Annotated in this window: 25 protein-coding genes; 12 read left to right on the top strand and 13 right to left on the bottom strand. The window is 67.3% G+C overall.

Features of this window, described 5'->3' with window-relative positions; genetic code table 11:
• Positions 1-969, top strand: a complete 969-nt coding sequence (locus Q7V45_RS06050) for a tripartite tricarboxylate transporter substrate binding protein (protein ID WP_304848593.1) — start codon at positions 1-3, stop codon at positions 967-969.
• A 158-nt stretch (positions 970-1,127) separates the two neighbouring features.
• On the opposite strand, the gene Q7V45_RS06045 is transcribed toward Q7V45_RS06050, so the two are convergent.
• On the bottom strand, positions 1,128-2,351 hold the full coding sequence (locus Q7V45_RS06045) for an acyl-CoA dehydrogenase family protein (protein WP_304848590.1): 1,224 nt from the start codon (positions 2,349-2,351) through the stop codon (positions 1,128-1,130).
• Positions 2,352-2,360: 9 nt separating this feature from the next.
• Positions 2,361-3,485 carry an acyl-CoA dehydrogenase family protein gene (locus Q7V45_RS06040; RefSeq protein ID WP_304848587.1) on the bottom strand — a complete coding sequence of 375 codons (1,125 nt, stop codon included), beginning with the start codon at positions 3,483-3,485 and terminating at the stop codon, positions 2,361-2,363.
• 87 nt (positions 3,486-3,572) lie between these two features.
• On the opposite strand from Q7V45_RS06040, the gene Q7V45_RS06035 reads away from it, so the two are divergent.
• The gene (locus Q7V45_RS06035; RefSeq protein ID WP_304848584.1) at positions 3,573-3,917 is read left to right on the top strand and encodes a DOPA 4,5-dioxygenase family protein; all 345 of its coding nucleotides are present in this window, start codon (positions 3,573-3,575) and stop codon (positions 3,915-3,917) included.
• Between the two features lie 4 nt (positions 3,918-3,921).
• Positions 3,922-4,404, top strand: a complete 483-nt coding sequence (locus tag Q7V45_RS06030) for a CinA family protein (RefSeq protein ID WP_304848581.1) — start codon at positions 3,922-3,924, stop codon at positions 4,402-4,404.
• 2 nt (positions 4,405-4,406) lie between these two features.
• Here Q7V45_RS06030 and Q7V45_RS06025 read toward each other — a convergent pair whose 3' ends face one another.
• Genes Q7V45_RS06025 through Q7V45_RS06015 form a run of 3 tightly spaced genes read right to left on the bottom strand, consistent with a single transcriptional unit; the run spans position 4,407 to position 6,397 of the window.
• A complete protein-coding gene (locus tag Q7V45_RS06025; RefSeq protein ID WP_304848578.1) occupies positions 4,407-4,805 on the bottom strand; it encodes a DUF423 domain-containing protein in 399 nt (132 codons plus the stop codon).
• Between the two features lie 4 nt (positions 4,806-4,809).
• Positions 4,810-5,613 (bottom strand): SDR family NAD(P)-dependent oxidoreductase, encoded by an 804-nt coding sequence (locus Q7V45_RS06020; RefSeq protein WP_304848575.1) that lies wholly within the window; start codon positions 5,611-5,613, stop codon positions 4,810-4,812.
• 10 nt (positions 5,614-5,623) lie between these two features.
• Positions 5,624-6,397, bottom strand: a complete 774-nt coding sequence (locus Q7V45_RS06015; protein ID WP_304848572.1) for an enoyl-CoA hydratase/isomerase family protein — start codon at positions 6,395-6,397, stop codon at positions 5,624-5,626.
• 86 nt (positions 6,398-6,483) lie between these two features.
• Here Q7V45_RS06015 and Q7V45_RS06010 point away from each other — a divergent pair, with 86 nt between their 5' ends.
• Positions 6,484-7,416 carry a 3-hydroxyacyl-CoA dehydrogenase family protein gene (locus tag Q7V45_RS06010; RefSeq protein WP_304848570.1) on the top strand — a complete coding sequence of 311 codons (933 nt, stop codon included), beginning with the start codon at positions 6,484-6,486 and terminating at the stop codon, positions 7,414-7,416.
• On the opposite strand, the gene Q7V45_RS06005 is transcribed toward Q7V45_RS06010, so the two are convergent.
• Positions 7,413-9,152 carry a DEAD/DEAH box helicase gene (locus Q7V45_RS06005; RefSeq protein WP_304848567.1) on the bottom strand — a complete coding sequence of 580 codons (1,740 nt, stop codon included), beginning with the start codon at positions 9,150-9,152 and terminating at the stop codon, positions 7,413-7,415. The genes Q7V45_RS06010 and Q7V45_RS06005 overlap by 4 nt on opposite strands.
• A 293-nt stretch (positions 9,153-9,445) precedes the next feature.
• Here Q7V45_RS06005 and Q7V45_RS06000 point away from each other — a divergent pair, with 293 nt between their 5' ends.
• The 3 genes from Q7V45_RS06000 to Q7V45_RS05990 are packed head-to-tail and all read left to right on the top strand — an operon-like array spanning position 9,446 to position 12,404.
• Positions 9,446-10,423, top strand: a complete 978-nt coding sequence (locus Q7V45_RS06000) for a tripartite tricarboxylate transporter substrate binding protein (RefSeq protein WP_304848564.1) — start codon at positions 9,446-9,448, stop codon at positions 10,421-10,423.
• A 17-nt stretch (positions 10,424-10,440) separates the two neighbouring features.
• On the top strand, positions 10,441-11,514 hold the full coding sequence (locus Q7V45_RS05995) for an LLM class flavin-dependent oxidoreductase (RefSeq protein WP_304848561.1): 1,074 nt from the start codon (positions 10,441-10,443) through the stop codon (positions 11,512-11,514).
• Positions 11,511-12,404 (top strand): DMT family transporter, encoded by an 894-nt coding sequence (locus Q7V45_RS05990; protein WP_304848558.1) that lies wholly within the window; start codon positions 11,511-11,513, stop codon positions 12,402-12,404. The genes Q7V45_RS05995 and Q7V45_RS05990 overlap by 4 nt, the downstream gene beginning before the upstream one ends.
• A gap of 143 nt (positions 12,405-12,547) precedes the next feature.
• Here Q7V45_RS05990 and Q7V45_RS05985 read toward each other — a convergent pair whose 3' ends face one another.
• Positions 12,548-12,931 (bottom strand): lysozyme inhibitor LprI family protein, encoded by a 384-nt coding sequence (locus Q7V45_RS05985; RefSeq protein WP_304848555.1) that lies wholly within the window; start codon positions 12,929-12,931, stop codon positions 12,548-12,550.
• Entirely contained in the window at positions 12,928-13,716 is a 789-nt protein-coding gene (locus Q7V45_RS05980; RefSeq protein WP_304848552.1) for an SDR family NAD(P)-dependent oxidoreductase, read from the bottom strand. Before Q7V45_RS05980 ends, Q7V45_RS05985 begins: the two co-directional genes overlap by 4 nt.
• Positions 13,717-13,772: 56 nt before the next feature.
• Between Q7V45_RS05980 and Q7V45_RS05975 the strand changes: the two genes are divergently transcribed.
• The gene (locus Q7V45_RS05975) at positions 13,773-14,264 is read left to right on the top strand and encodes a GFA family protein (RefSeq protein ID WP_304848549.1); all 492 of its coding nucleotides are present in this window, start codon (positions 13,773-13,775) and stop codon (positions 14,262-14,264) included.
• 40 nt (positions 14,265-14,304) lie between these two features.
• Here the strand turns inward: Q7V45_RS05975 and Q7V45_RS05970 are convergent, their stop codons facing one another.
• Together Q7V45_RS05970 and Q7V45_RS05965 are read right to left on the bottom strand one after the other, a co-directional pair.
• A complete protein-coding gene (locus Q7V45_RS05970) occupies positions 14,305-14,853 on the bottom strand; it encodes a hypothetical protein (protein WP_304848546.1) in 549 nt (182 codons plus the stop codon).
• Positions 14,854-14,860: 7 nt separating this feature from the next.
• The gene (locus tag Q7V45_RS05965; protein ID WP_304848543.1) at positions 14,861-15,886 is read right to left on the bottom strand and encodes an alpha/beta hydrolase; all 1,026 of its coding nucleotides are present in this window, start codon (positions 15,884-15,886) and stop codon (positions 14,861-14,863) included.
• A 17-nt stretch (positions 15,887-15,903) separates the two neighbouring features.
• Between Q7V45_RS05965 and Q7V45_RS05960 the strand changes: the two genes are divergently transcribed.
• Positions 15,904-16,716 (top strand): enoyl-CoA hydratase-related protein, encoded by an 813-nt coding sequence (locus tag Q7V45_RS05960; protein WP_304848541.1) that lies wholly within the window; start codon positions 15,904-15,906, stop codon positions 16,714-16,716.
• Positions 16,717-16,880: 164 nt separating this feature from the next.
• On the opposite strand, the gene Q7V45_RS05955 is transcribed toward Q7V45_RS05960, so the two are convergent.
• Genes Q7V45_RS05955 through Q7V45_RS05945 form a run of 3 tightly spaced genes read right to left on the bottom strand, consistent with a single transcriptional unit; the run spans position 16,881 to position 18,693 of the window.
• On the bottom strand, positions 16,881-17,684 hold the full coding sequence (locus Q7V45_RS05955) for a crotonase/enoyl-CoA hydratase family protein (protein ID WP_304848539.1): 804 nt from the start codon (positions 17,682-17,684) through the stop codon (positions 16,881-16,883).
• On the bottom strand, positions 17,681-17,881 hold the full coding sequence (locus tag Q7V45_RS05950) for a hypothetical protein (protein WP_296323624.1): 201 nt from the start codon (positions 17,879-17,881) through the stop codon (positions 17,681-17,683). Before Q7V45_RS05950 ends, Q7V45_RS05955 begins: the two co-directional genes overlap by 4 nt.
• Complete coding sequence (locus Q7V45_RS05945) at positions 17,878-18,693, bottom strand: sulfite exporter TauE/SafE family protein (protein ID WP_304848533.1); 816 nt, start codon at positions 18,691-18,693, stop codon at positions 17,878-17,880. Before Q7V45_RS05945 ends, Q7V45_RS05950 begins: the two co-directional genes overlap by 4 nt.
• Here Q7V45_RS05945 and Q7V45_RS05940 point away from each other — a divergent pair.
• The 3 genes from Q7V45_RS05940 (at position 18,692) to Q7V45_RS05930 (ending at position 21,544) form a co-directional block, all read left to right on the top strand.
• The gene (locus tag Q7V45_RS05940; protein ID WP_304848530.1) at positions 18,692-20,125 is read left to right on the top strand and encodes an amidase; all 1,434 of its coding nucleotides are present in this window, start codon (positions 18,692-18,694) and stop codon (positions 20,123-20,125) included. The two genes, Q7V45_RS05945 and Q7V45_RS05940, sit on opposite strands and share 2 nt — an antisense overlap.
• An 82-nt stretch (positions 20,126-20,207) precedes the next feature.
• The gene (locus Q7V45_RS05935; RefSeq protein WP_304848527.1) at positions 20,208-21,173 is read left to right on the top strand and encodes a tripartite tricarboxylate transporter substrate binding protein; all 966 of its coding nucleotides are present in this window, start codon (positions 20,208-20,210) and stop codon (positions 21,171-21,173) included.
• Between the two features lie 8 nt (positions 21,174-21,181).
• Positions 21,182-21,544 (top strand): DMT family protein, encoded by a 363-nt coding sequence (locus Q7V45_RS05930; RefSeq protein ID WP_304848524.1) that lies wholly within the window; start codon positions 21,182-21,184, stop codon positions 21,542-21,544.
• Positions 21,545-21,807 lie beyond the last annotated feature (263 nt).

Here is a 21,807-nt window from a genome sequence, read left to right as displayed (position 1 = left end):
ATGATCATTCGTCGCCGCACCCTGCTCGCCGCCACGGCCGCCGCGGCCGTCGCCAGCCCCGCCCTCGCCCAGAACTATCCGCGCCGCACGGTTCAGTTGATCGTCGCCTTTCCCCCGGGCGGCAGCACCGACGTCGGCGCCCGCATCCTCGCGGCGGCCGCCGAAAAGGACCTCGGCCAGACGATCACCGTCGTCAACAAGGCCGGCGCCGGCGGCCAGATCGGCTTCACCGAGGTCGCCCGCGCCCGTCCCGACGGTTACACGCTGGGCTTCCTCAACCTGCCCGCGGTCAACACCATCATCCTCGATCCCGAACGCAAGGCCGCGTTCAACGTCGACAGCTTCATTCCGGTCATCAACCAGGTGCTCGATCCCGGCCTGATCTGGGTGAAGGGCGACAGCCCCTACAAGACGCTGGCCGACCTCACGGAGGCGGCGCGCAAGAACCCCGGCAAGATCAGCGCCTGTACCACCGGCATCCTGAGCGACGACCATCTCGCCATCCTGATGGTCCAGGAGGCCGCCAAGTGCGAGTTCCGCATCGTCCATTTCGACGGCGGGGCGCAGCAGATCACCGGTGTGCTCGGCGGCCATGTCGACTGCGCCTTCGACAATGTCGGCGGCGTCTTCAAGCGCGTCCAGTCCGGCGAGGTGCGGGGCCTCGCGGTCACCGACGTCGAGCGTTCGAAGTTCCTGCCCAACGTGCCCTGCACCAAGGAACTGGGCATGCCCACGATCATCTCTTCCTCGACGCGCGGCGTCGGCGCGCCCAAGGGCACACCGGCCGACGTCGTGAAGGTGATCGAGACAGCGTTCCTGAAGGCGATCAACTCGCCGGAGATGCTGCAGAAGATGGACGCGGTCGGGCTTGCGTTGAAGCCGATGGTCGGCGCGGAGTACGCGAAGTACTACGCCGACACGCAGGCACAGGCGAAGAAGTACACGGAGTGGGCACTGAAAATGCGCTGAGCATTTTCAGTGCCGGTGGGCGGCAGCGCCTTCTGAGGCGAGAGAGCCCACGCCGGGCAGAATGGATATGGATCATCGTCCTTATCTATTCTGCACCGAGCGAGCTCCAGCGCTTGGTTACAAGCGCTGCCGCTCGCCCCGCTTAACAAGCTAACGCGCTATGAGCGCGTCAACTTGTTAAACGGCACGTCTTTGTCGACGCGAATGTCGGCCGGCAATCCCAGCACACGCTCGGCCACGATGTTGCGCAGGATCTCGTCGGTGCCGCCGGCGATGCGGAAGCCGGCGCCGCCGATCCACTGCGCCTGGAAGCCGGCTGCGAACGGCACGTCCTCCTTCATGATGCCGGCATGGCCCATCAGCTCCATGGCGAATGCGCCCATGTCCTGCATCTTGGGCGCGGCCACGATCTTGATGATCGAGGATTCCGGCCCCGGCGTCTGGCCCTTGGAGAGGGCGGTCAGCGTGCGGTAGCGGGTGAGTTTCAGCCCCTGCTGCTGGACATACCATTCGGCGATCTTCGAGCGGACCTGCTGGTTGCGGATCGCCGCGCCGTCTTCCAGCTCGGTCTCGCGCGCCAGCTCCATCAGCTCGTCGATATCGAGGCCGCCCGAGGGCAGGCCGACCGCGAGGCGCTCGTTCATCAGCGTGGTGAGAGCGGCCTTCCAGCCCTCACCCACCTTGCCCAGGCGCTGGCTGTCGGGGATGCGGACGTTGGTGAAGAACACCTCGTTGAAGTTGGCGCCGCCCGACATCTGCTTGATCGGACGGACTTCGACGCCCGGCGTCTTCATGTCGAGGAAGAACATGGTGAGGCCGGCGTGCTTCGGGACATTCGGATCCGTGCGCGTGATCACGATGCCGAAGTCGCAATAGTGCGCGCCCGACGTCCAGACCTTCTGGCCGTTGATGATCCAGTCGTCGCCGTCGCGCTCGGCCTTGGTGCGGATACCCGCCACGTCGGAGCCGGCGGCGGGCTCGGAGAAGAGCTGGCACCACACTTCCTGGCCGTGCAGGGCGGGCTTCACGTAGCGCTGCAACTGCTCGGGCTTGGCATAGGCCATCATGGTCGGGATGCACATGCCCAGCCCGATGTCGAAGAAGCCGAGCGGCACCAGGTAGTTCGCCTCTTCCTGCTGATAGATCACCTGCAGGATCGGCGAGGCACCACGGCCGCCGAACTCCTTGGGCCAGGTCAGGCGCGCGTAGCCGGCCCTGGCCTTCTTGTCCTGCCACTCCTTGGCCTTCTGGAGCAGTTCGGGATCGTCGTTGCGCGCGCGGTTGCTCTGCGTGTCGTCGCTCTTGCGCGTGGCGTTGGTGTCCAGCCAGCTGCGCACTTCCTGGCGGAAGGCGGCTTCTTCTGAGGTGTCGTTGAAATCCATCGTTCCCTCCTAGGCCGCGTTTTTCTGTTCGAGACGGGTCACCAGCTTGTCCTTCCAGGCCATCGGACCGCCGATCGACAGCGCCAGCAGGCGCGAGCGGCGATAGTGGAACTGCGTGTCGGCCTCCCAGGTGAAGCCGATGCCGCCATGGGTCTGGATGTTCTCCTTGGCCGCGAAATCGTAGGCGTCGGTCGCGGCGATGCGCGCCGCCGCCGCCGCCAGCGGCAGGTCGGCGCCGTCCTCGGTCAGCATCATGGCGCCGTAATAGGCATTGGAGCGCGCCAGCTCGAGCTTCACGTAGCAGTCCGCCAGCTTGTGCTTGATCGCCTGGTACGAGCCGATCGCCCGGCCGAAGGCCTGCCGCTGCAGCGCATAGTCGCGCGCCATCCACATCGCGGCCTCCGCGCCGCCTACCTGGGCAAACGCGAAGTAGACCGCCGCCGCATCGTAGAGCTTCTCGAGCAGGCGCCAGCCCTCTCCCTCGCCGCCCAACACTTCGGCCGAGGCGTCGTTGAAGGTGAGTTCGGCATGCTTGCGTGCGGGGTCGATCGTCTCGATGCGCTTCTTCGTGACGCCCGCGTGGCGGAGGTCGACCAGCACCAGAGAGACGGCGCGATCGCCCGAGCCACCGGTGTTGGCGAGCGCAATGGCGAAGGTCGCGGCTTCGCCGTCGGTCACCGGCAGCTTCCGGCCGTTGAGACGGCCGCCACCGAACGTCGTGCGGATGGTGCGCGGCTTCGGCGGCTGCGCGCCCTCGGCGATGGCCAGCGTGCCGATCGCCTTGCCCGACGCGAGTTCGGGAAGCCACTTCTTCTTCTGCGCGTCGGAGCCCGCGAGCTTCAGCGCTTCGGTCGCCAGCACGACCGAGCTGTCGAACGGCACCGGCGCCGCGGCGCGGCCGATCTCTTCGGCAGCGACGCAGACCTCCAGCGGCGACAGGCCCATGCCGCCATACTCTTCGGGAATGCCGAGGGCCGGCACGCCGAGATCGACGAGGCCTTTCCAGACATCTTCCGCGTGGGTTTCGTTGCCGTCGAGCACGCGCCGCACCACTTTGGTGGGGCACTTGTCGGCGAGGAATTTGCGAACCTGCTCCTTGAGCAGCTTCTGGTCGTCGGAGAAATCGAAGTTCATGATGCCTGACCCTAGCAAGCCTGCTCCGCTCGGGGAACGGCTCTGGGTTCCGACAGGCGGGTTGAGCTGCGCATTATGGTGAACGTCATGAATACGGATCAAATCAAGGACTGGCACGCACACGTCTATTTCGACGCCGCCTCGCGCGACGCTGCGTGGGCGTTGCGCGAGCGCATCGAAAAGACTTTCCCGATCGAGATGGGCCGCTTCCACGAGAAGCCGGTCGGACCGCATCCGCGCTTCAGTTACCAGGTCGCCCTGAAGAACGAACAATTCCTGCCCGTCATGTCATGGCTGACCTTGAACCGCGGCGAACTTACGGTGTTCATTCATCCCAACACCGGGCACGATCTCGAGGATCATCGCGACCGCGCGATCTGGATGGGCCAGCAGGTGCCGCTGGTCCTCGACATCTTCACGAAGAAGGACTGACCCGATGGACTCCCTGCTCCCGCTCGCCCAACGCGTCGGCGAAAAACTCAAGGCCCGCAAAGAGACCGTCGGCATTTCCGAATCGTCGGCAGGCGGTCTGGTCTCCGCCGCGCTGCTCGCCGTGCCGGGTGCGTCGGCCTATTTCATGGGCGGCGCCGTGGTCTACACGCGGCCGGCCGGCGATGCGTTCCTCGCCGTGCCGCGCGAAAAGCGCGCCGGCGTCCGCTCCTCCTCCGAGCCCTGGGCCTTGCTGGCCGCCGAGCACGTCCGCGAGCGACTCAAGACGACCTGGGGCCTTGCCGAGACCGGCGCCTCCGGTCCGACCGGCAACTCCTACGGCGATCCGGCGGGACACACTTGCGTCGCGGTCGTGGGCCCCCGGGGCAGCGTCGCGCGCACCTTGCGCACCGGCTCGGATGACCGCGTCGCCAACATGCGCGCCTTCGCCGCCGAAGCGCTAAAACTGCTGGACGAGCAGCTTTCCTGAGATCAGCCGACCGGCCGCTTCAACGCGGCGATCGCCAGGATCACCCAGCCCGCGATGAAGGCGAGACCGCCGATCGGCGCCACGGCGCCGAACCATCGCGGGCCGCCGAACGACAGGGAATAGAGAGCGCCGGGAAACAGGACGCTGCCCGCCAGGAAGAGCCACAGGGCGACAACTGCCAGGCGCGCATTCAGCAGTTCCGCGCCGGCCAGGGCGCAAATGCCCAGCATCGCCAGGGCATGGACCATCTGGTAGTGGCTGCCGGTCTGCAGCCAGTCGCGCGCCTTCAGGCCGGCTTCCGTACGCAGGTCGAGACCATGGGCCGCGAAGGCGCCGACGAGGACCGAGATCGCGCCGCTCAGCGCGGCGACGACGATCCAGAGCCGCGCTGCGTCGCCCATGGGACTATTGCAGTGGCCGGGTCGGCCGCCCGCCCGCCGTCATGCCGCCGTCGATCACCAACTCCTGGCCGGTGATGTAGTTGCCGGCGTCGGTGCACAGGAAAAGCACGCCGTTGGCGATGTCCTGCGCCTCGCCAACCCGAGGCAGCGGCACCGTGGCGGCGGCGCGCTCGCGTGGATCGATCGGCGCATTGCGGCGATTGCCTTCGGCCCCGGTCGGGATCTTCTCCCAGATCGGCGTGGCGATGATGCCGGGATGCACCGAGTTGCAGCGGATGTTGTCGGCCGCGTGTTCGAGCGCCACCGACTTCGCCAGCAGGCGCACACCGCCCTTGGTCGCCGAATAGGCCGCGAGGCCCGGCGCGCCGCGCAGGCCGGCCACCGACGACATCAGCACGATCGAGCCGCCGCCCACCCGCTTCATCGCCGGGATCGAATGCTTGATGGAGAGGAACACGCCGTCGAGATTGATGGCCTGCTGACGCTGCCAGTCGGCGAGAGTCATGGTCGCGATCGGCGACATGATGCCGATGCCGGCATTGGCCACCATGATGTCGAGGCGGCCGTACTGCTTCTCGGCGTCGGCGACGATGCCGGGCCACGCCGCCTCGTCGCGCACGTCGTGACGCAGATAGTGCGCCTTGCCGCCCGCTTTCACGATGCGCTCGACGACACCCTTTCCGAGGGTGTCGTCGATGTCGGTGATGAGAACCGACGCGCCTTCGCGCGCCAGCGTTTCGGCACAGGCCTCGCCGATGCCGGAAGCACCGCCCGTGACGATGGCAACCTTGCCCGAGACCTGAGCCATGGAATGCTCCCTAGCGGTTCTTCCAGTTGCCGGGGCGCTTCTCGGCGTAGGACTTGACGCCCTCCTTGAAGTCCTCGGTCTTGCGGGTCCATTCCTGCTCGGTAAGCTCGCGCTCGGTCGCCGCCTCGGCGCCATCGGCGAAGCCACGGCGCATCGTCTCGCGCGTCGACATCACCGCGAGCGGTGCCGACTCGGCGATCTCCTGCGCCAGCTTGATCGCTTCCTTGCGGACGTCGGCCAGCGGCGCCAGCACGTCGGCCAGGCCCCATTCCACCGCCTCCTCGCCGCCGATACGGCGGCCGGTGAGGAACATCAGGTTCGCCTTCTGCTGGCCGATCAGGCGCGGCAGCGTGTAGGTGAGCGAGAAGCCGGGATGGAAACCGAGCCGCGTGAAGTTGGCGGCGAAGCGCGCCTCCGGAGCGGCGACACGGAAATCGGGCGCCAGCGCGAGGCCGAGGCCGCCGCCGATCGCCGGTCCCTGGATCGCCCCGACGCTGGGCTTCTTCGCGCGGAAAATGCGGGTCGCTTCCTTGTAGAGGTGCTTGCCGCTCTCGGCCGCGCCGGTCTGCGGGCGGTTGGCGAAATCGGCGCCGGCGCAGAACGACTTGCCCTGCGCGCACAGCACGTAGGCGCGGATTTTGTCGTCGCGGTCGAACGCCTCGAAGGCGTCGGCGATCTGGTTGATCAGCGAGTTGTCGAAGAAGTTGTGCGGAGGCCGCTGAATCTCGACGATTCCGACCGCACCGTCGGTGCTGATACCGAGATCCTTGAAGGTGGCGCTCATACGTTTTCTCCCGCGTTGAAAATCCGGTTAACTTGGCCGGGATACTGCCCCGGCAGGGGTCACGCGTCGATACGGGAGGAAAAGGAATGCCGCAAAGCGAACGACACGCCCTGGTGCTGGGGGGCGGCACGATGGGCGTCGGAATCATCGCCATGTTCCTGGGTGGCGGCTGGAAAGTGGACGTCGTGTCGCGCTCGGCCTCGACCCGCGACGGGCTGCCTGCGGCGACATCCCGCGCGCTCCAGGCAATGGGAAAGCCGGACGATGTCTCGGGCCTCGCGACCTATGCGACCCTCGAGGAGGCGCCGTGGGCGCAGATCGACATCGTGGTCGAGACGGTGACCGAGGATCTGGCGCTGAAGCAGAAGATCTTCGCCGACCTGGAGCGGCTCTCCCGTCCCGGCGTGCCCCTCACCTCGAACTCGTCGAGCTTCCCGATCAGCGAGATCGGCAAGGGCCTCGCGAGTCAGGATCGCATGATGGGTCTGCACTTCTTCATGCCGGCGCACCTGATCCCGCTGGTCGAGGTGGTGCGTTCCGTCCACACCGACGTGACGCTGGCCGAAAACGTCGGCGAGATCATGCGCGCACTGGGCAAGCGACCGGTCCAGGTGAAGAAGGACGTGATCGGCTTCCTGGGCAACCGCATCCAGGGCGCGCTGATGCGTGAGGCACTGTGGCTGATCGAGGAAGGCGTCGCCTCGCCCGAGGATATCGACGCCACCGTGCGCCTCTCCTTCGGCTTCCGCTACGCCGCCGCCGGCCCGATTACCCAGAAGGAGCATTCCGGCTGGGACACGACCTGCGCCGTCGCCAAGATCATCTGGCCCGATCTCAACAATTCGGACGGGCCGCCGCCGGTGCTCCAGCGCAACGTCGACCAAGGCCGCATCGGCTTCAAAACCAAGGGCGGCTTCTTCGACTGGGACGATGCCTCGATGGCAAAAGAGCGCGCCCGTTATGAGCGCGCTCTTTCGAAGTGCCTGGAAATCTTCCGCGAGGAAGGAATTCTCAGCTAGGCGGCGCGGCCGCGACCACCGCCGCCGCCGAAGCGGCGACCCTTCCACTGGGGACGCGGACCCTGCGGACGATCGCCGGCAGGGCGATCGCCTTGCGGCCGGTCGCCCTGGGGACGGTCCCCGTGCGGTCGGGGCGCATAGTGGCCGCTGCCACCGTTGTGGTTCGGACGATCGCCGAACGACCGCGGCCGGTCACCCTGCGGACGATCGCCGTTCGGACGGTCACCGTGCGGACGACCAGCTTGCGCGCGATCGAAGCGGTCGCCCTGCGGACGATCACCATGGGGGCGGTCACCGAACGGGCGATCACCCTGCGGGCGCGGACCACGCGGACGCTCACCTTGGGGGCGCTCGCCGTGCGGGGCCTCCCGGAAGTCGCCACCGCGGGCCTGGCCGTCGGCATGCGCCGGCGGACGGTCGCCGCGCGAGCGATCATGGCTGGCGCGATCACCGAACGAGCGATGACCGCCGGGACGGCCGCCAGCGGGACGGCCGGGACCACGCGGACCACCGCGACCTTCGCGGGGACGCTCGTCGCGACGGTCATCGCGGTCATCGTTCTCAGCGCGCGCCTTGGTCGGCGGCAGCTGCGGCATATCCTCGTTGGCCGGCGTCGGGACGACCGGGATGCGCTGGTTGGTCAGCCGCTCGATTCCCTTGAGCTGGCCGCGCTCGCTGCCGTCGCAGAACGAGATGGCGATGCCCGAGGCGCCGGCGCGCGCGGTGCGGCCGATGCGATGGACATAGCTCTCGGCATCCGCCGGCAGCTCGAAGTTGATGACATGGGTCACGCCCTGCACGTCGATGCCGCGCGACGCGAGATCGGTCGCGACCAGGACGCGAGCCTTGCCGCGGCTGAAATTGTCGAGCGCCTTCTGGCGGGCGTTCTGCGACTTGTTGCCGTGGATCGCTTCGGAGCGCACGCCGCGATCCTCCAGCGCCTCGGCAACGCGGTTGGCGCCGCGCTTGGTGCGCGTGAAGATGATGACCCGCTCGAGGGCCTCGTCGGTCAGAAGATGGTTGAGCAGGGTGCGCTTGTTGGCCGAGTTCACGAAGTAGACGCGCTGGTCGATCTTCTCGACGGTGCGGCCCTGGGGCGCGATCTCGACCTTCTCGGGGTTCTTCAGGATCTCCGAGGAGAGCTTGGCGATGTCGTTCGGCATGGTGGCCGAGAACAGAAGCGTCTGCCGGTTCTTCGCGACTGACGCCGCGATGCGACGGACGTCGCGGATGAAGCCCATGTCGAACATGCGATCGGCTTCGTCGAGGACGAAGAAGCTGACCTGGCCGAGCTTCACGTTGCCGCGCTCGACCAGGTCGAGCAGACGGCCGGGCGTGGCGATCAGGATGTCGACGCCGCGCGCCAGGGTCTCGATCTGGCGGCCATAACCCAGGCCGCCGACGACGGTGCAGAGGCGCAGGCCGAGGCCACGACCGTAGGTGTCGAAGCTGCGGGCGATCTGGACCGCGAGCTCGCGGGTCGGCGCCAGCACGAGGGCGCGCGGGCTCTTGGGCTGGGCGCGTTCCTTCGACTCGGACAGAAGCTGCAGCACGGGCAGCGCGAACGCCGCTGTCTTGCCGGTGCCGGTCTGGGCGATACCCAGCACGTCACGGCCCTGCAGCAGGGCGGGAATCGTGCGCGCCTGGATGGGCGTCGGCACGGTGTAGTTTGCTGCAGTCAATGCACGCAGCAGCGGCTCGGCCAAACCGAGGTCCGCAAACGTAACTTCACTCACTGAAAATCCTTACTTGCCGCCGGCGTACCTTCTGGGCACGCACATCTGTAGCGGCTTTAGGCCCGTTCCCGCGCGCGGCTGGGACGGCTCTTGTCTTGGGGGATTGTCTCGGGATGAGGCGCCGTCACAAACCATGGGGCGCGTCGCGCGATCGCGAGAAATCTTGGAAGCCCACGTAGTTGCGGGCTGGCGCGTATATGATGGTGCAGCGCAGCGGAGTCAAGCGGATTGCTGGCCTTCCCGCCGCCCTCTCCGTAAAGTGCCGGCAAAACAAGCATTTGAGGGAGAGAAACATGCGCCGCAGACATCTTCTCATCAGCGCCGGCGCCACGGTGGCCGCGCCGTCGATCGTGACGGGCGCCCGCGGCCAAGCGTTCCCCGCCAAACCGGTCCGCATCATCATTCCCTATGCGCCGGGCGGCACGTCCGACATTCTCGCGCGGCTGATGCAGCCGCACCTTCAGGCGGGGCTCGGTCAATCCGTCATCGTCGAGAACCGCACCGGCGCCAACGGCAACATCGCCGTCGACATGATCGCCAAGTCCACACCCGACGGCTACACGCTGGTTCTCACCGATCTCGGCAACCTCACGATCTCGCCCTCGGTGATGAAACTGCCGTTCGACGTGGCGAAGGATTTCAACGCCGTCACCGTGCTCGCCTACACGCCGCACCTGCTCGCCGCCTCGCCCGACCGTCCGTACAAGACCGTGGCCGAGCTGATCAGCTTCGCGAAGGCCAATCCGGACAAGCTCAACTATGCGACCGCCGGACTGGGCAGCGCGCCGCATCTGGCCGGCGCCCTGTTCGCCCACTCGCTCGGTCTCAAGATCACCTTCATCCCGATGAAGGGCGGCGCCGAAGCGATCCAGCAGGTCGCGGGCGGCCACGCCGATGCGCTGTTCAACGGCATGATCGCCACCCTGCCGCACGTGAAGAGCGGCAAGCTGCGCGGTCTGGCGGTGTCGAGCGCCACACGCAACGAGCTGGCGCCGGAGCTTCCGACCGTGATCGAGGCGGCCGGCATCAAGGACTTCGTCACCGGAAGCTGGCAGGGCTTCCTCGCCGCCAAGGGCACGCCGCCGGAAGTGCTGGAGCGGCTCTATGTCGAAATCGACAAGACGACCAAGATCCCCGAGGTGGCGGCGCGGCTGAAGGAGCTCGGCGCCCAACCGGTCCTCTACAAGCCCGCGCAGAGCGATACGTGGCGCGCGCGCGAGGTCGAAAACTGGGCGAAGGTGGTGAAGGATACCGGCATCAAGCTGGAATGAAGCTGCAGGAGCACGGCATGGAATTCGGCGTCCTCTTCACCTCGCATCCCAATCCGAAGGAAGAGCCCTACCCGCACCGCGCCGTGCATGCGCGCACGACCGACGAAATCGTCGAGGCGGAACGGCTGGGCTACGATACCGCTTGGATCGCCGAGCACCATTTCTCGACCAGCTACGGCATCATGCCGGACTGCTTCGCCTACATGGCCTACCTCGCCGCGAAGACCAGCCGCATCAAGCTGGCCTCCGGCGTGATCACCCTGCCGCTCTACGATCCGATCCGCGTCGTCGAGAACGCCAACTTCGTCGACATCCTGTCGAACGGCCGGGTCATGCTGGGCATCGGATCGGGTTATCGCCCCTACGAGTTCGTGGGGCTCGGCAAGGATTTCGAGGGCCGCCGTGACATGGTCGAGGAGGCGGTCGGCCTGATGTTCGACGCCTTCCACCGCCATCGCTACGACCACAAGGGCAAGTACTTCAGCGGCACCGTCGCGGAGCCTTACGAGATGCTGCCGCAGCCGGTGCAGATGCCGCATCCGCCGCTCTACATGGCGGGCGGCACCGACCGCTCGATCGGCTATTGCGGCCGCAACGGCTTCGGCCTGATGCTGTCGACCCTGCCGGGCATCGAGACGCTGGCGGCCCAGACCGCACTCTACAAGCGTGAGCTGGCGACGGCCTCGGCCGAGCGGGCCAGGAATCCCGCCGCCGGCCAGATCGACATCGCACGCTGGGTCTACATCGCCGACACCGATGCCCAGGCGCGCGCCGAGACCGAGGAGGCGATCGTCCGCCACATCGCGCATTTCGGCGGCACCGGCACGGCCGGCTATCTCGGCTCGGTCTCGGAAAAAGGCACCCAGCTCAGCTACGACGATCTGCTGAACACCACGCTGCTGCACGGCTCGGCCGAGACGGTGATCGCGCGGCTGCGCGAGATGCAGGCGCGCACCGGCATGACCTCGCTGCTGCTGCACTACCCGCCCTACTACGGACGCGAGAAGACGATGAAGAGCCTGAGGCTCTTCGCCGAGCGCGTGATCCCCGCCTTCCGCCCGCCGGCGCAGCGCGTGGCCGCCGCCGAATGACGCCGCCAGCGGCCGCCACCGGCCGCAACGACACATCGCGCGGCGCGACCTTCACCATGCTCGCCATGCTGGGCTTCGCCAGCATGGACACCATCACCAAGTGGATGGTGGCCGACTATTCGGTCGGCCAGATGATGTGGGTGCGCTACGCCGTCTTCTGTCTGTTCGCCTGGGTGGTCGTGCGCCGCCGCGGCCTGCGCGCCGCCGCGCGCTCGGCGCGGCCGGCGCTGCAATTCGGCCGCGCCCTGCTGGCGGTCATCGAAAGCGCGGTGTTCGTGCTGGCCTTTCGTTACCTGCCGTTGGCCGACACCCACGCCGTCGCCGCCACCTCGCCGCTGATCGTGATCGCTCTCGGCGTGCTGTTCCTCGGCGAGCGGGCCGGGCCGGCGCGCTGGGCGGCCGTCGGCGCGGGCTTCGTCGGCGTGCTGCTGATCGTGCGCCCGGGCTTTCGCGAGCTCGACTGGCCGCTGCTGCTTCCCGTGGCCGGCGCCATCCTGTGGGGCGGCTACCAGATCCTGGTTCGCCTCTGCTCGCGCACCGACACGCCCGACACCACTCTCGTCTGGTCGGCCTTCGTGGCGTTCGGCGCCACGACGCTGATCGGGCCGTGGCAGTGGATCTGGCCGGACGCGAAGGGCTGGGCACTGCTATTCGCCATCGCCTTGCTGGGCGCCGTGGCGCATTACTCGCTGATCAAGGCACTCGACTATGCCGAAGCAGGCGCCGTCCAGCCCTACAGCTACACGCTGCTCGTCTTTGTCACGATCCTGGGCGTGATCGTGTTCGGCGACATCCCCGACAACTGGACGCTGGCCGGCGCCGCGGTGATCGTGGCGTCAGGTCTCTACACCTGGCACCACGAACGGCGTGCCGCGGTTAGAGCAAAATAAACCACCGTCGTCCCGAGCGGAGCGAAGCGAAGTCGAGGGACCTCTTTTCGCTTCGACTCGCCGCGCACCGGAAAAGAGATCCTTCGACTGCGCCGCCCTACGGGCGGCTCCGCTCAGGATGACGGGGCCCGTTGTATCTGCCTCTACTCCCTGACGCAGGAAAGATCGCCTTCCTGGCAGTTGAGCTGGGTCTCGAGGTCCTTCACGCGCACGAGGGTGAGGCGCGCCTGGCATTGGGCGACGATCATGCCGTGGATCGAACCGCCGGTGGTCGGTGCGCCGATGAAGGCGCATTCCAGGTCACGGAAACGGATCCATGCTTCTTCGGCCGCCTGCAGCCGCGCCCGGCTCTCGGGCCCGAGGCGCGTCCGCAGCTTCGTGTAAGCGGCATTCAATTGCCGGTCGGCGTCCTTCAAGGCCGTTCCCGCCTGCTGGTTGAGGTCCATCTGGCTCTGCGCGAAACCGGCGGCCGTCCACGTCTGGATCGCGACGGCCGCGACCGTCAGTGCGATCAAGCGCCGGATCATCGTGGCCACGCCCGCAGCGCGACCAGGCCGCCGTCGATCGGCAGCAGGATGCCCGTCACCCAGCGCGATTCGTCGGAGGCCAGATAGACCGCGCCGTGTGCGATGTCCCAGGCCGTGCCCTCGACCTGCATCGGCACCATCTTCTTGCGCCGGTCACGCGCCTCGGCGCCGAGATGCGCGACCATCGGCGTGTGCACCGAGCCCACGATGATGCAGTTGGCCCGGATGTTCTGCGTCGCATAGTCTGCCGCGACGGACAGGGTGAAGCCGTGCAGGCCGGCCTTGGCCGTCGCATAGGCCACCGCCCCGGCGCTGCCCATCAGGCCGACGGCGCCGGCGATCGACGAGACCATGATGATCGAGCCGCCGCCGCCTTCCTTCATGCGCGGCAGGCAGGACTTGGTGCACAGCATCGTCGTCGTGAGATTGGCTTCGAGGACCTTGTTCCAGGTCTCGAGCGTCACCGTCTCGGGCGTGCCCGGCCCGCCAATGCCGACATTGTTGTGCAGGATGTCGAGGCGGCCGTACGTCTTCATCGCGAAGTCGGCCATCGCCTCGGCCTCGTCGACCTTCGCCACGTCGGCCGCGAACACCGAGGCCTCGCCGCCCTCGTCCTTGATCTGTTTGGCCAGTCCCTCGGCGCGCTCGGCACTGCGGTTCACGAGCACGACCCTGGCACCTTCCTTGGCGAACAGCAGCGCCGTCGCCATGCCGTTGCCCACGCCCTCGCCACGCGGCGCCGCACCCGTCACCACCGCCACCTTGCCCTGCAGCCGTCCGGCCATGTCTACTCTCCGCCCAGATGATTTCAGGCGCGGACCTTAGCCGGGAGACGAACGCGATGACCAGCAAGACCGAGACGTTCGAAGGCGGCTGCACCTGCCGCAACGTGCGCTACCGGCTCACATCGAAGCCGCTGTTCGTGCATTGCTGCCACTGCCGCTGGTGCCAGCGCGATTCGGGGACCGCCTTCGCGATGAACGCGATGATCGAGGCCGACCGGGTCGAGCGGCTGGGCGGCGAGGTCGAGGTGATCGACACGCCGACGCTCAGCGGCAAGGGCCAGAAGATCTCGCGTTGCCCGAAATGCCGCATCGCGGTGTGGAGCAACTATGCCGGCGCCGGACCGACTGTCCATTTCGTGCGCGTCGGCACGCTCGACGAGCCCGACCGCCTGCCGCCCGACATCCACATCTTCACCATGAGCAAGCAGCCCTGGGTCGCGCTTCCCGCCGGCGTGCCGGCCGTCGAGGAATATTACGATCGCAATGAACTCTGGCCGCCGGAAAGCCTCGACCGGTTTACGGCGTTGAGGGCGAAAGCGGCGACCTGACGATGCTGATCGAGAGCGACAAGCGGACGACGAAGAGACCCTAAAACGGCGACGAACAGGGCTGTCCCATCTTGGCGTAGGACGCCATCGTCTTCCTGACCCATTCTTCCTGGGCGAGCGGCCAGGTTCTCACGAACGACCGCACGCCCGGCGCCAGATGGGCGGCGTAGATGAAGTCTTCCGCCTTGTAGGCCTGCACCAGGTCGGTCTCGGGAACGAGACTGTCGTAGGGACCGACGAAGGCCAATCCGGCCTTCTCGTCGAAGCGGCCCACCGCTGGATACGGCGAAACAGATGCGAGGGCATAGGCCCGGATACTGTCGCCAGGCGCGAGGATCGGAGTGGGCTCTCTCGACAATTCCTTCCGCCCGATCACCCGGCGGACCATGATGGTGAGGTCCACACCATTGGCGTCCTGCGCATCCGGCCGGCGCCGCGCGGGCGCAGCTTCGATCGCGCGTCCCACGAAAATGGTGTTCGCGTCGCACAACAACTGTTCTGGCGAGATCGGCGTCAGGGCCTGCGCTGGGCCAATCCCGGACATCACGGCCAAGGCGGCGAGTGCCAGCAGAAACCGCGAACGACGCATCGCTCGTCTAGACCTTCCAGTAACCGGGCAACTTCGCCGCCAGCCATTTTGCGAGAGCGGCGTTCACAGCGACCGGCTGTTCCTGCGCCATCCAATGGCCCGACGGCACCACGACCTCGGTGAGATCGGCGCAATCGCGGCGCATCGGCTCAGCGAGCTTAGAGGTCATCGTCTCGCAGGTCGTATCGTAGGCGCCGTGCAGGAACAGGACCGGCATGGCGAGCCTGCCGCCGTTGGTGGCGCGCCCGGCGTAGGCCGCGTTGGCCCTGTGGTTCATGTACCAGGAGTCCGGTCCGAAGAAGCCGTTCTTGGTCAGCGCCGCGGCATAGGCCTCCATATCCTGTTCGGTCAGCACGTCGGGATCGCGCGGCACGTCGGGGCAGGCGCCGCCGCCGAACCAGCCGCCGGCCTTGCGCACCATCGAGGTCGGCGCGGGCTTGCCGACCCGCGCCGGGTCGCCCTTGCGGAACAGCGCCTTCACCACGTTGATCGGGCTGGCGTCGAAGCCCGCGCAGGCCTTGTCGAAGCTCTCCTCGTAGAAGAACTGGTAATCCCACTGCCCGGCCGGGAACTGCGCCTCGGGATAGAGCGCGCGGTCGACCAGCGGCACGACGGTCTCGAGCGTGAAGCCGGTCGGGAGATAGGGCACGCAGAGGCTCGCCACGCCCACCACCTTGTCCGGATGGTGCGCCGCCATGTTCCACACGACCGGGCTGCCCCAGTCGTGGCCGATCCACACCGCCTTGCCGCGGCCGAGCGATGCCAGCAACTCGACCATGTCGGCCACGATCTCTTCCTGGGCGAAATCCTCGTGCCGCGTGTAGGTGCTGGAGCGGCCGTAGCCGCGCATGTCCGGCGCGATGCAGCGGAACCCCAGGGCGGCAAAGACCGGGAGCTGGTGCCGCCACGACAGCGACAGTTCGGGCCAGCCATGGACGAAGATCAGCAGCGGGGCGTCTTTCGCTCCGCAGGCGAGATAGCCCGTCGTGTGGCGGGCGGTCTTGACGGTGTGTTCGGTGACCGGGAATGTCATGGCAAGGAGAAGGTCACATGGAAATCGATACTGGCACAACCGAACTCTTGTGCAGCGTCCGCGACGGCGTCGCGCTGATCACGCTGAACCGCCCCGAGGCGCGCAATGCGATGTCGCCCGACCTCACCGAGGCGCTGCGCAACCAGATCAAGGCGCGCGGCGACGACGATGCCGTCGGTGCGCTGCTGATCACCGGCGCCGGCACCGCCTTCTGCAGCGGCGGCGACGTGAAGGGCATGGGCGGCCGCGGGCCGCGCGGCCAGATGAGCTACGAGGAGCGGCTGGCCGATCTGCGCTGGCGCCAGACGCATCTCACCGGCGCGCTGGTCGCCGTGCGCAAGCCCACCATCGCAGCATTGCCCGGCGCCGCGGCCGGCGCGGGCCTGGCCATTGCGCTGGCCTGCGACATCCGCATCGCCGCGAAATCTTCTTTCTGCACCACCGGCTACGCCAAGATCGGCCTGTCCGGCGACTACGGCATCTCCTGGCTGCTGACGCGCACCGTGGGCCCGATGCGGGCGCGCGAGCTGATGTTCACCTCCGAGAAGGTCGGCGCCGAGCGCTGCGAGCAGATCGGCCTGGTGAACCGCGTCGTCGACGACGCCAAGCTGCAGGACGAGGCCTTCGCCTTCGCCAAGTCGCTGGCCGAAGGCCCGAGGGTCGCGCTGCGTCACATGAAGGACAATCTCGACGAGGCCCTGCACATCAATTACGCGGACGCGCACTATCGAGAGGCCGAGCGCCTAGTCCAGTCGTCGCGTACCGCCGATCACAAGGAGGCGGTGGCTTCCTTCGTCGAGAAGCGCAAGCCGGTGTTCAAGGGGCGTTAGCGGTCACCCGCCCCGCCTTCACCAACATCACCTCACCCTGAGGAGCGCTCCGGAGGAGCGCGTCTCGAAGGGTGGGCACGAGCACCACGCCTGTTGCCCATCCTTCGAGACGGCGCGCTGCGCGCACCTCCTCAGGATGAGGTGGTTTGGGTGAAACCGCTCGATCAATCCCTGTAGTTCGCAGCGCGCTTCTGCAGGTTGGACATGATGGCTTCGAGCTGGTTGGGCGAGCCGATCAGCTTCTGCTGCTCGACCGATTCCATCATCAGGCCCGAGGCCGCATCGGTCGCGACGGCGGCGTTGAGCAACCGCTTGTTGGCGCGCATCGCATCGGGGCTCTTGGAGGCGATCTCGCGCGCCGTTTCCAGCGCCGCGGCGCGCGGGTCGTCGACCACGCGCGTCACGAAGCCCATCTCGCGGGCCTCGACGCCGTTGAAGATGCGGCCGGTGTAGGTGAGTTCGCGCACCACGTCCTCGCGCGCCAGATGGCGCATGAGCTGGGTGCCGGCGAGGTCGGGTACCAAGCCCCACTTGATCTCCATCACCGAGAAGCGCGCGTCGGCGGTGGCGTAGCGGATGTCCGGACCCAGCGCGATCTGGAAGCCGCCGCCGAAGGCCACGCCATGGACGGCGGCGATCACCGGCACCGGCAACTCGCGCCACAGCCAGGCGCACTGCTGCGGCCGATTGGCGATGCCGTGGGTGCGCTTGGTGAGGTCGCGCACGCCCGGCACCGCATCGCCTTCGGCCTTCATGGCGGCGAAGCTGCCCATGTCGAGGCCGGCGCAGAAGGCCTTGCCTTCGCCCGACAGGACGACGCAGCGCAGGCCGGGCATGGTGGCGAGCTTCGCGCCCGCCTCGATGATGCCCTCGAACATCGCCGGATCGAGCGCGTTCATCTTGTCGGCGCGGATCAGGCGGACGTCGGCGACGCCGTCCTTGAAGTCGATCGAGACGCGGTCCTTCATTTTTCTCCCTCCGATTTCATCCAGTCGCGCAGGCGGCGCTTCACTTCCTCCGGGTCCACGCGCTTGGGCGGCTCGAGACTGCCATCCGCGCGCTTGGGCCACATCATGACCGCGATGCCGCGCTGCACGTCGGCGAACGTGCAATCGTCCGGCAGCCGGTCGAGCAGCGCCCGGACCTGATCCTTCACATCGCTCATCGCGTCACCATCAGCCAAAGCCCCTGCCCTATGTACACCGCACCGAGCGCCAGGATCACGCGGCGCGTCCAATGATAGAACTGCTTGTCCGACATGCGGTCGAGGAAGCTGCGCGACAAGGTGGTGCCGACCACGGCGAAGGCCGCAGCGTAGCCCATGACCAGCCACTGTTCGAGGTCGCGGCCGGCCGGGCCCTCGATCACCATCGCGAAGTAGAGGACCTTGGTCAGGTGCCCCAGCACCTGCGCCGCCGCCTTGGTTGCCACGTTGACCTGCCGCGTCATGCCGGTGCGGACATAGAAGATGTCGAGCAGTGGACCGGTCACACCCGAGACGAGCTGGATGGCGCCGCCGATGGCGCCGGCCAGGAACGCCTGGCCGCCGCGCTCGATGTTGGGTGCGATGCGCTGCGGCACGGCGAGCGCGATGAACGGCATCAGGCCGACGGCCATCAGCACCAGCGCCTTGTCGGGCACGAAATCGAAGAAGGAGAAGACGATCAGCGAGGAGACGGCGCCGGCGCCGAACTGCAGCACGACGCTCCACTTCACGTGATGGCGCCACAGCCAGGCCCGCCAGCCGTTGGCCGCGATCTGGATCACGCCATGGAACACCATGGCGACCGGCACCGGCAGGAAGACCAGCAGGAAGCCGATCAGCAGCATCCCGCCCGCCATGCCGAAGATGCCGGAGACGAACGAGGTCACGACGGCCACGACCGCGAGTGCCGCCATTACGGGAAGGGAGAACATCGGCAGCGGGCGTAGCGCAGCGTGCAGACCGTGTCGAGGTTGGGCTAGTGTGCTCGCCATGACCGACACCGATCTTCTCTTCACCCCGGCCGTCCAGGCCGCCGCCCTCATCCGTACCAAGAAGCTTTCGCCCGTCGAATATCTCGACGCCGTCCTGAAGGCCGCCGAGCGCGCCAACCCCAGGATCAACTGCTTCCGCGAGGTGATGGTCGAGCAGGCCAGGCGCGACGCAAAGAAAGCCGAGGATGCCGTCACACGGGGTGAAGCCCTGGGCCCCCTGCACGGTGTTCCGATCAGTGTGAAGGATCTGGTCGATGTCGAGGGCGTGCCGACGCGCCACGGCTCGGCGATCTTCGAGGGCAACGGCCCGGCGGCGGCCGACGACCTGCTGGTGCGGCGCCTGCGCAAGGCCGGCGCCGTCATCTTCGCCAAGGCGACGACGCCCGAGTTCGGCGTGAAGGGCCTGACCGATGGCCCGTTCGGCGTCACGCGCAACCCGTGGAACCTCGAACGCACGCCCGGCGGCTCGAGCGGCGGCGGCGCGGCAGCGGTGGCGGCGGGCCTCGGGCCGCTGTCGCTCGGCACCGACGGCGCGGGCTCGGTGCGCGGTCCCGCCTCCTGTTCGGGCCTGGTCGGCCTCAAGCCGACCCTGGGCGCCGTGCCCTGCGACACGACGCGCGATGCCTACGGCAACAACATCTATGCCGGGCCGCTGGCACGCTCCGTCACCGATGCCGCGATCATGCATTCGGTGCTGGTGGGACCCAGCGACAAGGACCCGTGGACGCTGAGCGGTCCGTCGCAGAAGCCGCTGTCGCCCAAGCTGGCGGGCGCCGACCTTGCCGCCGTGCGCATCGGCTACATCGAGCTCACCGCCAATCCCCGCGTGGCCGCCGACGTGCGCACCAACACGCGGGCCGCGCTCGCGGCGTGGGAGGCGATGGGCGCCGAGGTCGAAGAGGTCACCGACAAGATCGACTGGATCGAATACGAGGGCCGCGTCCTCTACCAGGCGAACTTCGCCGTCTTCTGCGCACAGTACCTGCCGAAGTGGCAGAACCAGATGGACCCGGTGACGCTCGCCTTCATGGAACGCGGCGCCAAGTTCACCCTGGCCGATTTCCGCAACGCGCAGTTCGCGCGCACGACCTTGTTCCGCAAGATCCAGTCGCTGTTCGAGCGCTACGACTTCCTGGTGATGCCGACCAACGCGCGCACTGCGCTCGACGTGACGCACGACGCGGCCAACGACGAGGTCGTGATCGACGGCGTGAAGTGCGGCATCACCCGCCAGGGCTGGACCTCCTACCAGTACCCGTTCAACCTGACCGGCCATCCCGCCTGCGCCTATCCGTCGGGCTTCGGCACCGACGGCCTGCCGACCTCGGTGCAGGTCGTGGGCAAGTGGGGCGCCGAGACCGACGTGCTGCGGATGGGCGCCCTGCTCGAAGGCGCACGGCCCTGGGCGCAGCACCGGCCGCCGGCACTCTGAGCATCCGCAGCGCGGGCTGGGAGCTTTGCGCTGCCCCGGACGTTCTTCTAGGCTCCTCCCAAACATGAACAGGAGGAAGCTCATGCGTCTGATAGCGGTTTTCGGGGCCCTTTTCGGCCTCGCTCTCGGGTCGGGATCGGCCCTGGCTCAGACGTTCGACAAACCGATCAAGATCATGGCGCCGTATGCGCCAGGCGGGAACATCGACGTCACCGCGCGCATCATCGCCGACAAGCTGCGCGAGGTGCTGGGCACCACCGTCATCGTCGAGAACAAGGCCGGCGCCAGCGGCATGATCGGCAGCGACATCGTCGCCCGCGCCGCGCCCGACGGGACCAGCCTGCTGGTCTCGGCCAACTCGCTGGTCGCGGTGCCTGCCATCTATGGCAACGCGCCCTACGACTGGCGCACGGCCTTCACGCCGATCACCCATATCCAGCGCGTGCCGGCCGTCCTCGTCGTGCCGCCCAGCTCGCCGATCAAGACCCTGGCCGACTTCATCGCCCTCGGGAAGGACGGCAAATTCGCGGTCGCCGACTCCGGCATCGGCACCACCAACCACCTGGCCATCGAGCTGATCGGCGAGGCCACTGGCACCAAGTACACGCTGGTCCACTACAAGGGATCGGGCGCCGCCATGATCGACGTGATGGCGGGCCAGGTGCCGGCCCAGGTCGACCAGCTCAACGCCGCCATCGGCAACATCAAGGCGGGCAAGCTGCGCGCCATCGCGGTGTCGTCGGACAAGCGCGTGCCGCAGCTGCCCGACGTGCCGACCTTCAAGGAAAGCGGCGTGAAGGGCCTCGAGAACTTCACCTTCGCGACCTTCACCGGGCTGTTCGGCCCGGCCAAGATGCCGCCGGACGTGGTGGCGAAGATCAACGAGGCGATGGTGAAGGTCCTCAAGGATCCCGCCGTCGTCAAGCGCTTCGCCGACCTCACGGCCGAGGCCTATCCGACCACGCCGCAGGAGACCGCGGCGATGTTCGACGCCGAGGACAAGATGGTCGTCCCGCTCATCAAGAAGCTCAAGATCAAACCGGAGTAGCCAGATCGATGTCCCTGTTGCCGGCCACCATCACGCCCATCGTCCTGTTGCTGGTCTCCAACGTCTTCATGACGTTCGCCTGGTACGGGCACCTGAAGTTCACCGACAAGCCGCTGTGGCTGGTGGTGGTGGCAAGCTGGGGCATCGCCTTCGTCGAATACTGCTTCGCCGTTCCGGCCAACCGGTACGGCCATGCCGTCTACTCCGCGGCCGAACTCAAGACCATGCAGGAGGTGATCACGCTCACCGTGTTCGCCGCCTTCTCGGTGCTCTATCTCGGCGAACGCATCACCTCGAACCATCTCGTGGGCTTCGCGATGATCTGCGGCGGCGCCTTCTTCATCTTCAAGGGACCGCTGCCGTCCTGGTGACGGGCCGCCGATCTCGAGTCTTTCCGACGTAAATCGAACCGCCAGAGTTCGTGATCAATCGCTTCCCCATTTGAATGCAGGGCCGTCCGGGGAAAATGACGCGCGATTTGGGATAGGGAAAATTGTCATCCCGAGCGCAGCGAGGGTGTGGATTCAAGTTTGAAGTGCAACAGTTGAGCGATGAATACCTCGGCCGGGGTCTTGAACCCAAGGCATTTGCGCGGGGTGTTGTTGTAGGCGGCGATGCAGGCGTGGAGAGCCTC

The organism is Reyranella sp., assembly GCF_030651995.1.
In the GTDB taxonomy this organism is placed as follows: Bacteria; Pseudomonadota; Alphaproteobacteria; order Reyranellales; family Reyranellaceae; genus Reyranella.
This window is presented reverse-complemented; position numbering and strand designations above follow the sequence as displayed.

What these genes read in the sequence shown, in the direction of transcription:
- Q7V45_RS05995 (WP_304848561.1), top strand. Translation starts at nt 10,441, where the DNA reads ATGGAATTCGGCGTCCTCTTCACCTCGCATCCCAATCCGAAGGAAGAG.
- Q7V45_RS06000 (WP_304848564.1), top strand. Translation starts at nt 9,446, where the DNA reads ATGCGCCGCAGACATCTTCTCATCAGCGCCGGCGCCACGGTGGCCGCG.
- Q7V45_RS05975 (WP_304848549.1), top strand. Translation starts at nt 13,773, where the DNA reads ATGACCAGCAAGACCGAGACGTTCGAAGGCGGCTGCACCTGCCGCAAC.
- Q7V45_RS06020 (WP_304848575.1), bottom strand. Translation starts at nt 5,613, where the DNA reads ATGGCTCAGGTCTCGGGCAAGGTTGCCATCGTCACGGGCGGTGCTTCC.
- Q7V45_RS05955 (WP_304848539.1), bottom strand. Translation starts at nt 17,684, where the DNA reads ATGAAGGACCGCGTCTCGATCGACTTCAAGGACGGCGTCGCCGACGTC.
- Q7V45_RS06040 (WP_304848587.1), bottom strand. Translation starts at nt 3,485, where the DNA reads ATGAACTTCGATTTCTCCGACGACCAGAAGCTGCTCAAGGAGCAGGTT.
- Q7V45_RS05980 (WP_304848552.1), bottom strand. Translation starts at nt 13,716, where the DNA reads ATGGCCGGACGGCTGCAGGGCAAGGTGGCGGTGGTGACGGGTGCGGCG.
- Q7V45_RS05945 (WP_304848533.1), bottom strand. Translation starts at nt 18,693, where the DNA reads ATGGCGAGCACACTAGCCCAACCTCGACACGGTCTGCACGCTGCGCTA.
- Q7V45_RS06030 (WP_304848581.1), top strand. Translation starts at nt 3,922, where the DNA reads ATGGACTCCCTGCTCCCGCTCGCCCAACGCGTCGGCGAAAAACTCAAG.
- Q7V45_RS05950 (WP_296323624.1), bottom strand. Translation starts at nt 17,881, where the DNA reads ATGAGCGATGTGAAGGATCAGGTCCGGGCGCTGCTCGACCGGCTGCCG.
- Q7V45_RS06010 (WP_304848570.1), top strand. Translation starts at nt 6,484, where the DNA reads ATGCCGCAAAGCGAACGACACGCCCTGGTGCTGGGGGGCGGCACGATG.
- Q7V45_RS06045 (WP_304848590.1), bottom strand. Translation starts at nt 2,351, where the DNA reads ATGGATTTCAACGACACCTCAGAAGAAGCCGCCTTCCGCCAGGAAGTG.
- Q7V45_RS05930 (WP_304848524.1), top strand. Translation starts at nt 21,182, where the DNA reads ATGTCCCTGTTGCCGGCCACCATCACGCCCATCGTCCTGTTGCTGGTC.
- Q7V45_RS05940 (WP_304848530.1), top strand. Translation starts at nt 18,692, where the DNA reads ATGACCGACACCGATCTTCTCTTCACCCCGGCCGTCCAGGCCGCCGCC.
- Q7V45_RS06015 (WP_304848572.1), bottom strand. Translation starts at nt 6,397, where the DNA reads ATGAGCGCCACCTTCAAGGATCTCGGTATCAGCACCGACGGTGCGGTC.
- Q7V45_RS05985 (WP_304848555.1), bottom strand. Translation starts at nt 12,931, where the DNA reads ATGATCCGGCGCTTGATCGCACTGACGGTCGCGGCCGTCGCGATCCAG.
- Q7V45_RS06050 (WP_304848593.1), top strand. Translation starts at nt 1, where the DNA reads ATGATCATTCGTCGCCGCACCCTGCTCGCCGCCACGGCCGCCGCGGCC.
- Q7V45_RS05990 (WP_304848558.1), top strand. Translation starts at nt 11,511, where the DNA reads ATGACGCCGCCAGCGGCCGCCACCGGCCGCAACGACACATCGCGCGGC.
- Q7V45_RS06035 (WP_304848584.1), top strand. Translation starts at nt 3,573, where the DNA reads ATGAATACGGATCAAATCAAGGACTGGCACGCACACGTCTATTTCGAC.
- Q7V45_RS05960 (WP_304848541.1), top strand. Translation starts at nt 15,904, where the DNA reads ATGGAAATCGATACTGGCACAACCGAACTCTTGTGCAGCGTCCGCGAC.
- Q7V45_RS06025 (WP_304848578.1), bottom strand. Translation starts at nt 4,805, where the DNA reads ATGGGCGACGCAGCGCGGCTCTGGATCGTCGTCGCCGCGCTGAGCGGC.
- Q7V45_RS05965 (WP_304848543.1), bottom strand. Translation starts at nt 15,886, where the DNA reads ATGACATTCCCGGTCACCGAACACACCGTCAAGACCGCCCGCCACACG.
- Q7V45_RS05935 (WP_304848527.1), top strand. Translation starts at nt 20,208, where the DNA reads ATGCGTCTGATAGCGGTTTTCGGGGCCCTTTTCGGCCTCGCTCTCGGG.
- Q7V45_RS05970 (WP_304848546.1), bottom strand. Translation starts at nt 14,853, where the DNA reads ATGCGTCGTTCGCGGTTTCTGCTGGCACTCGCCGCCTTGGCCGTGATG.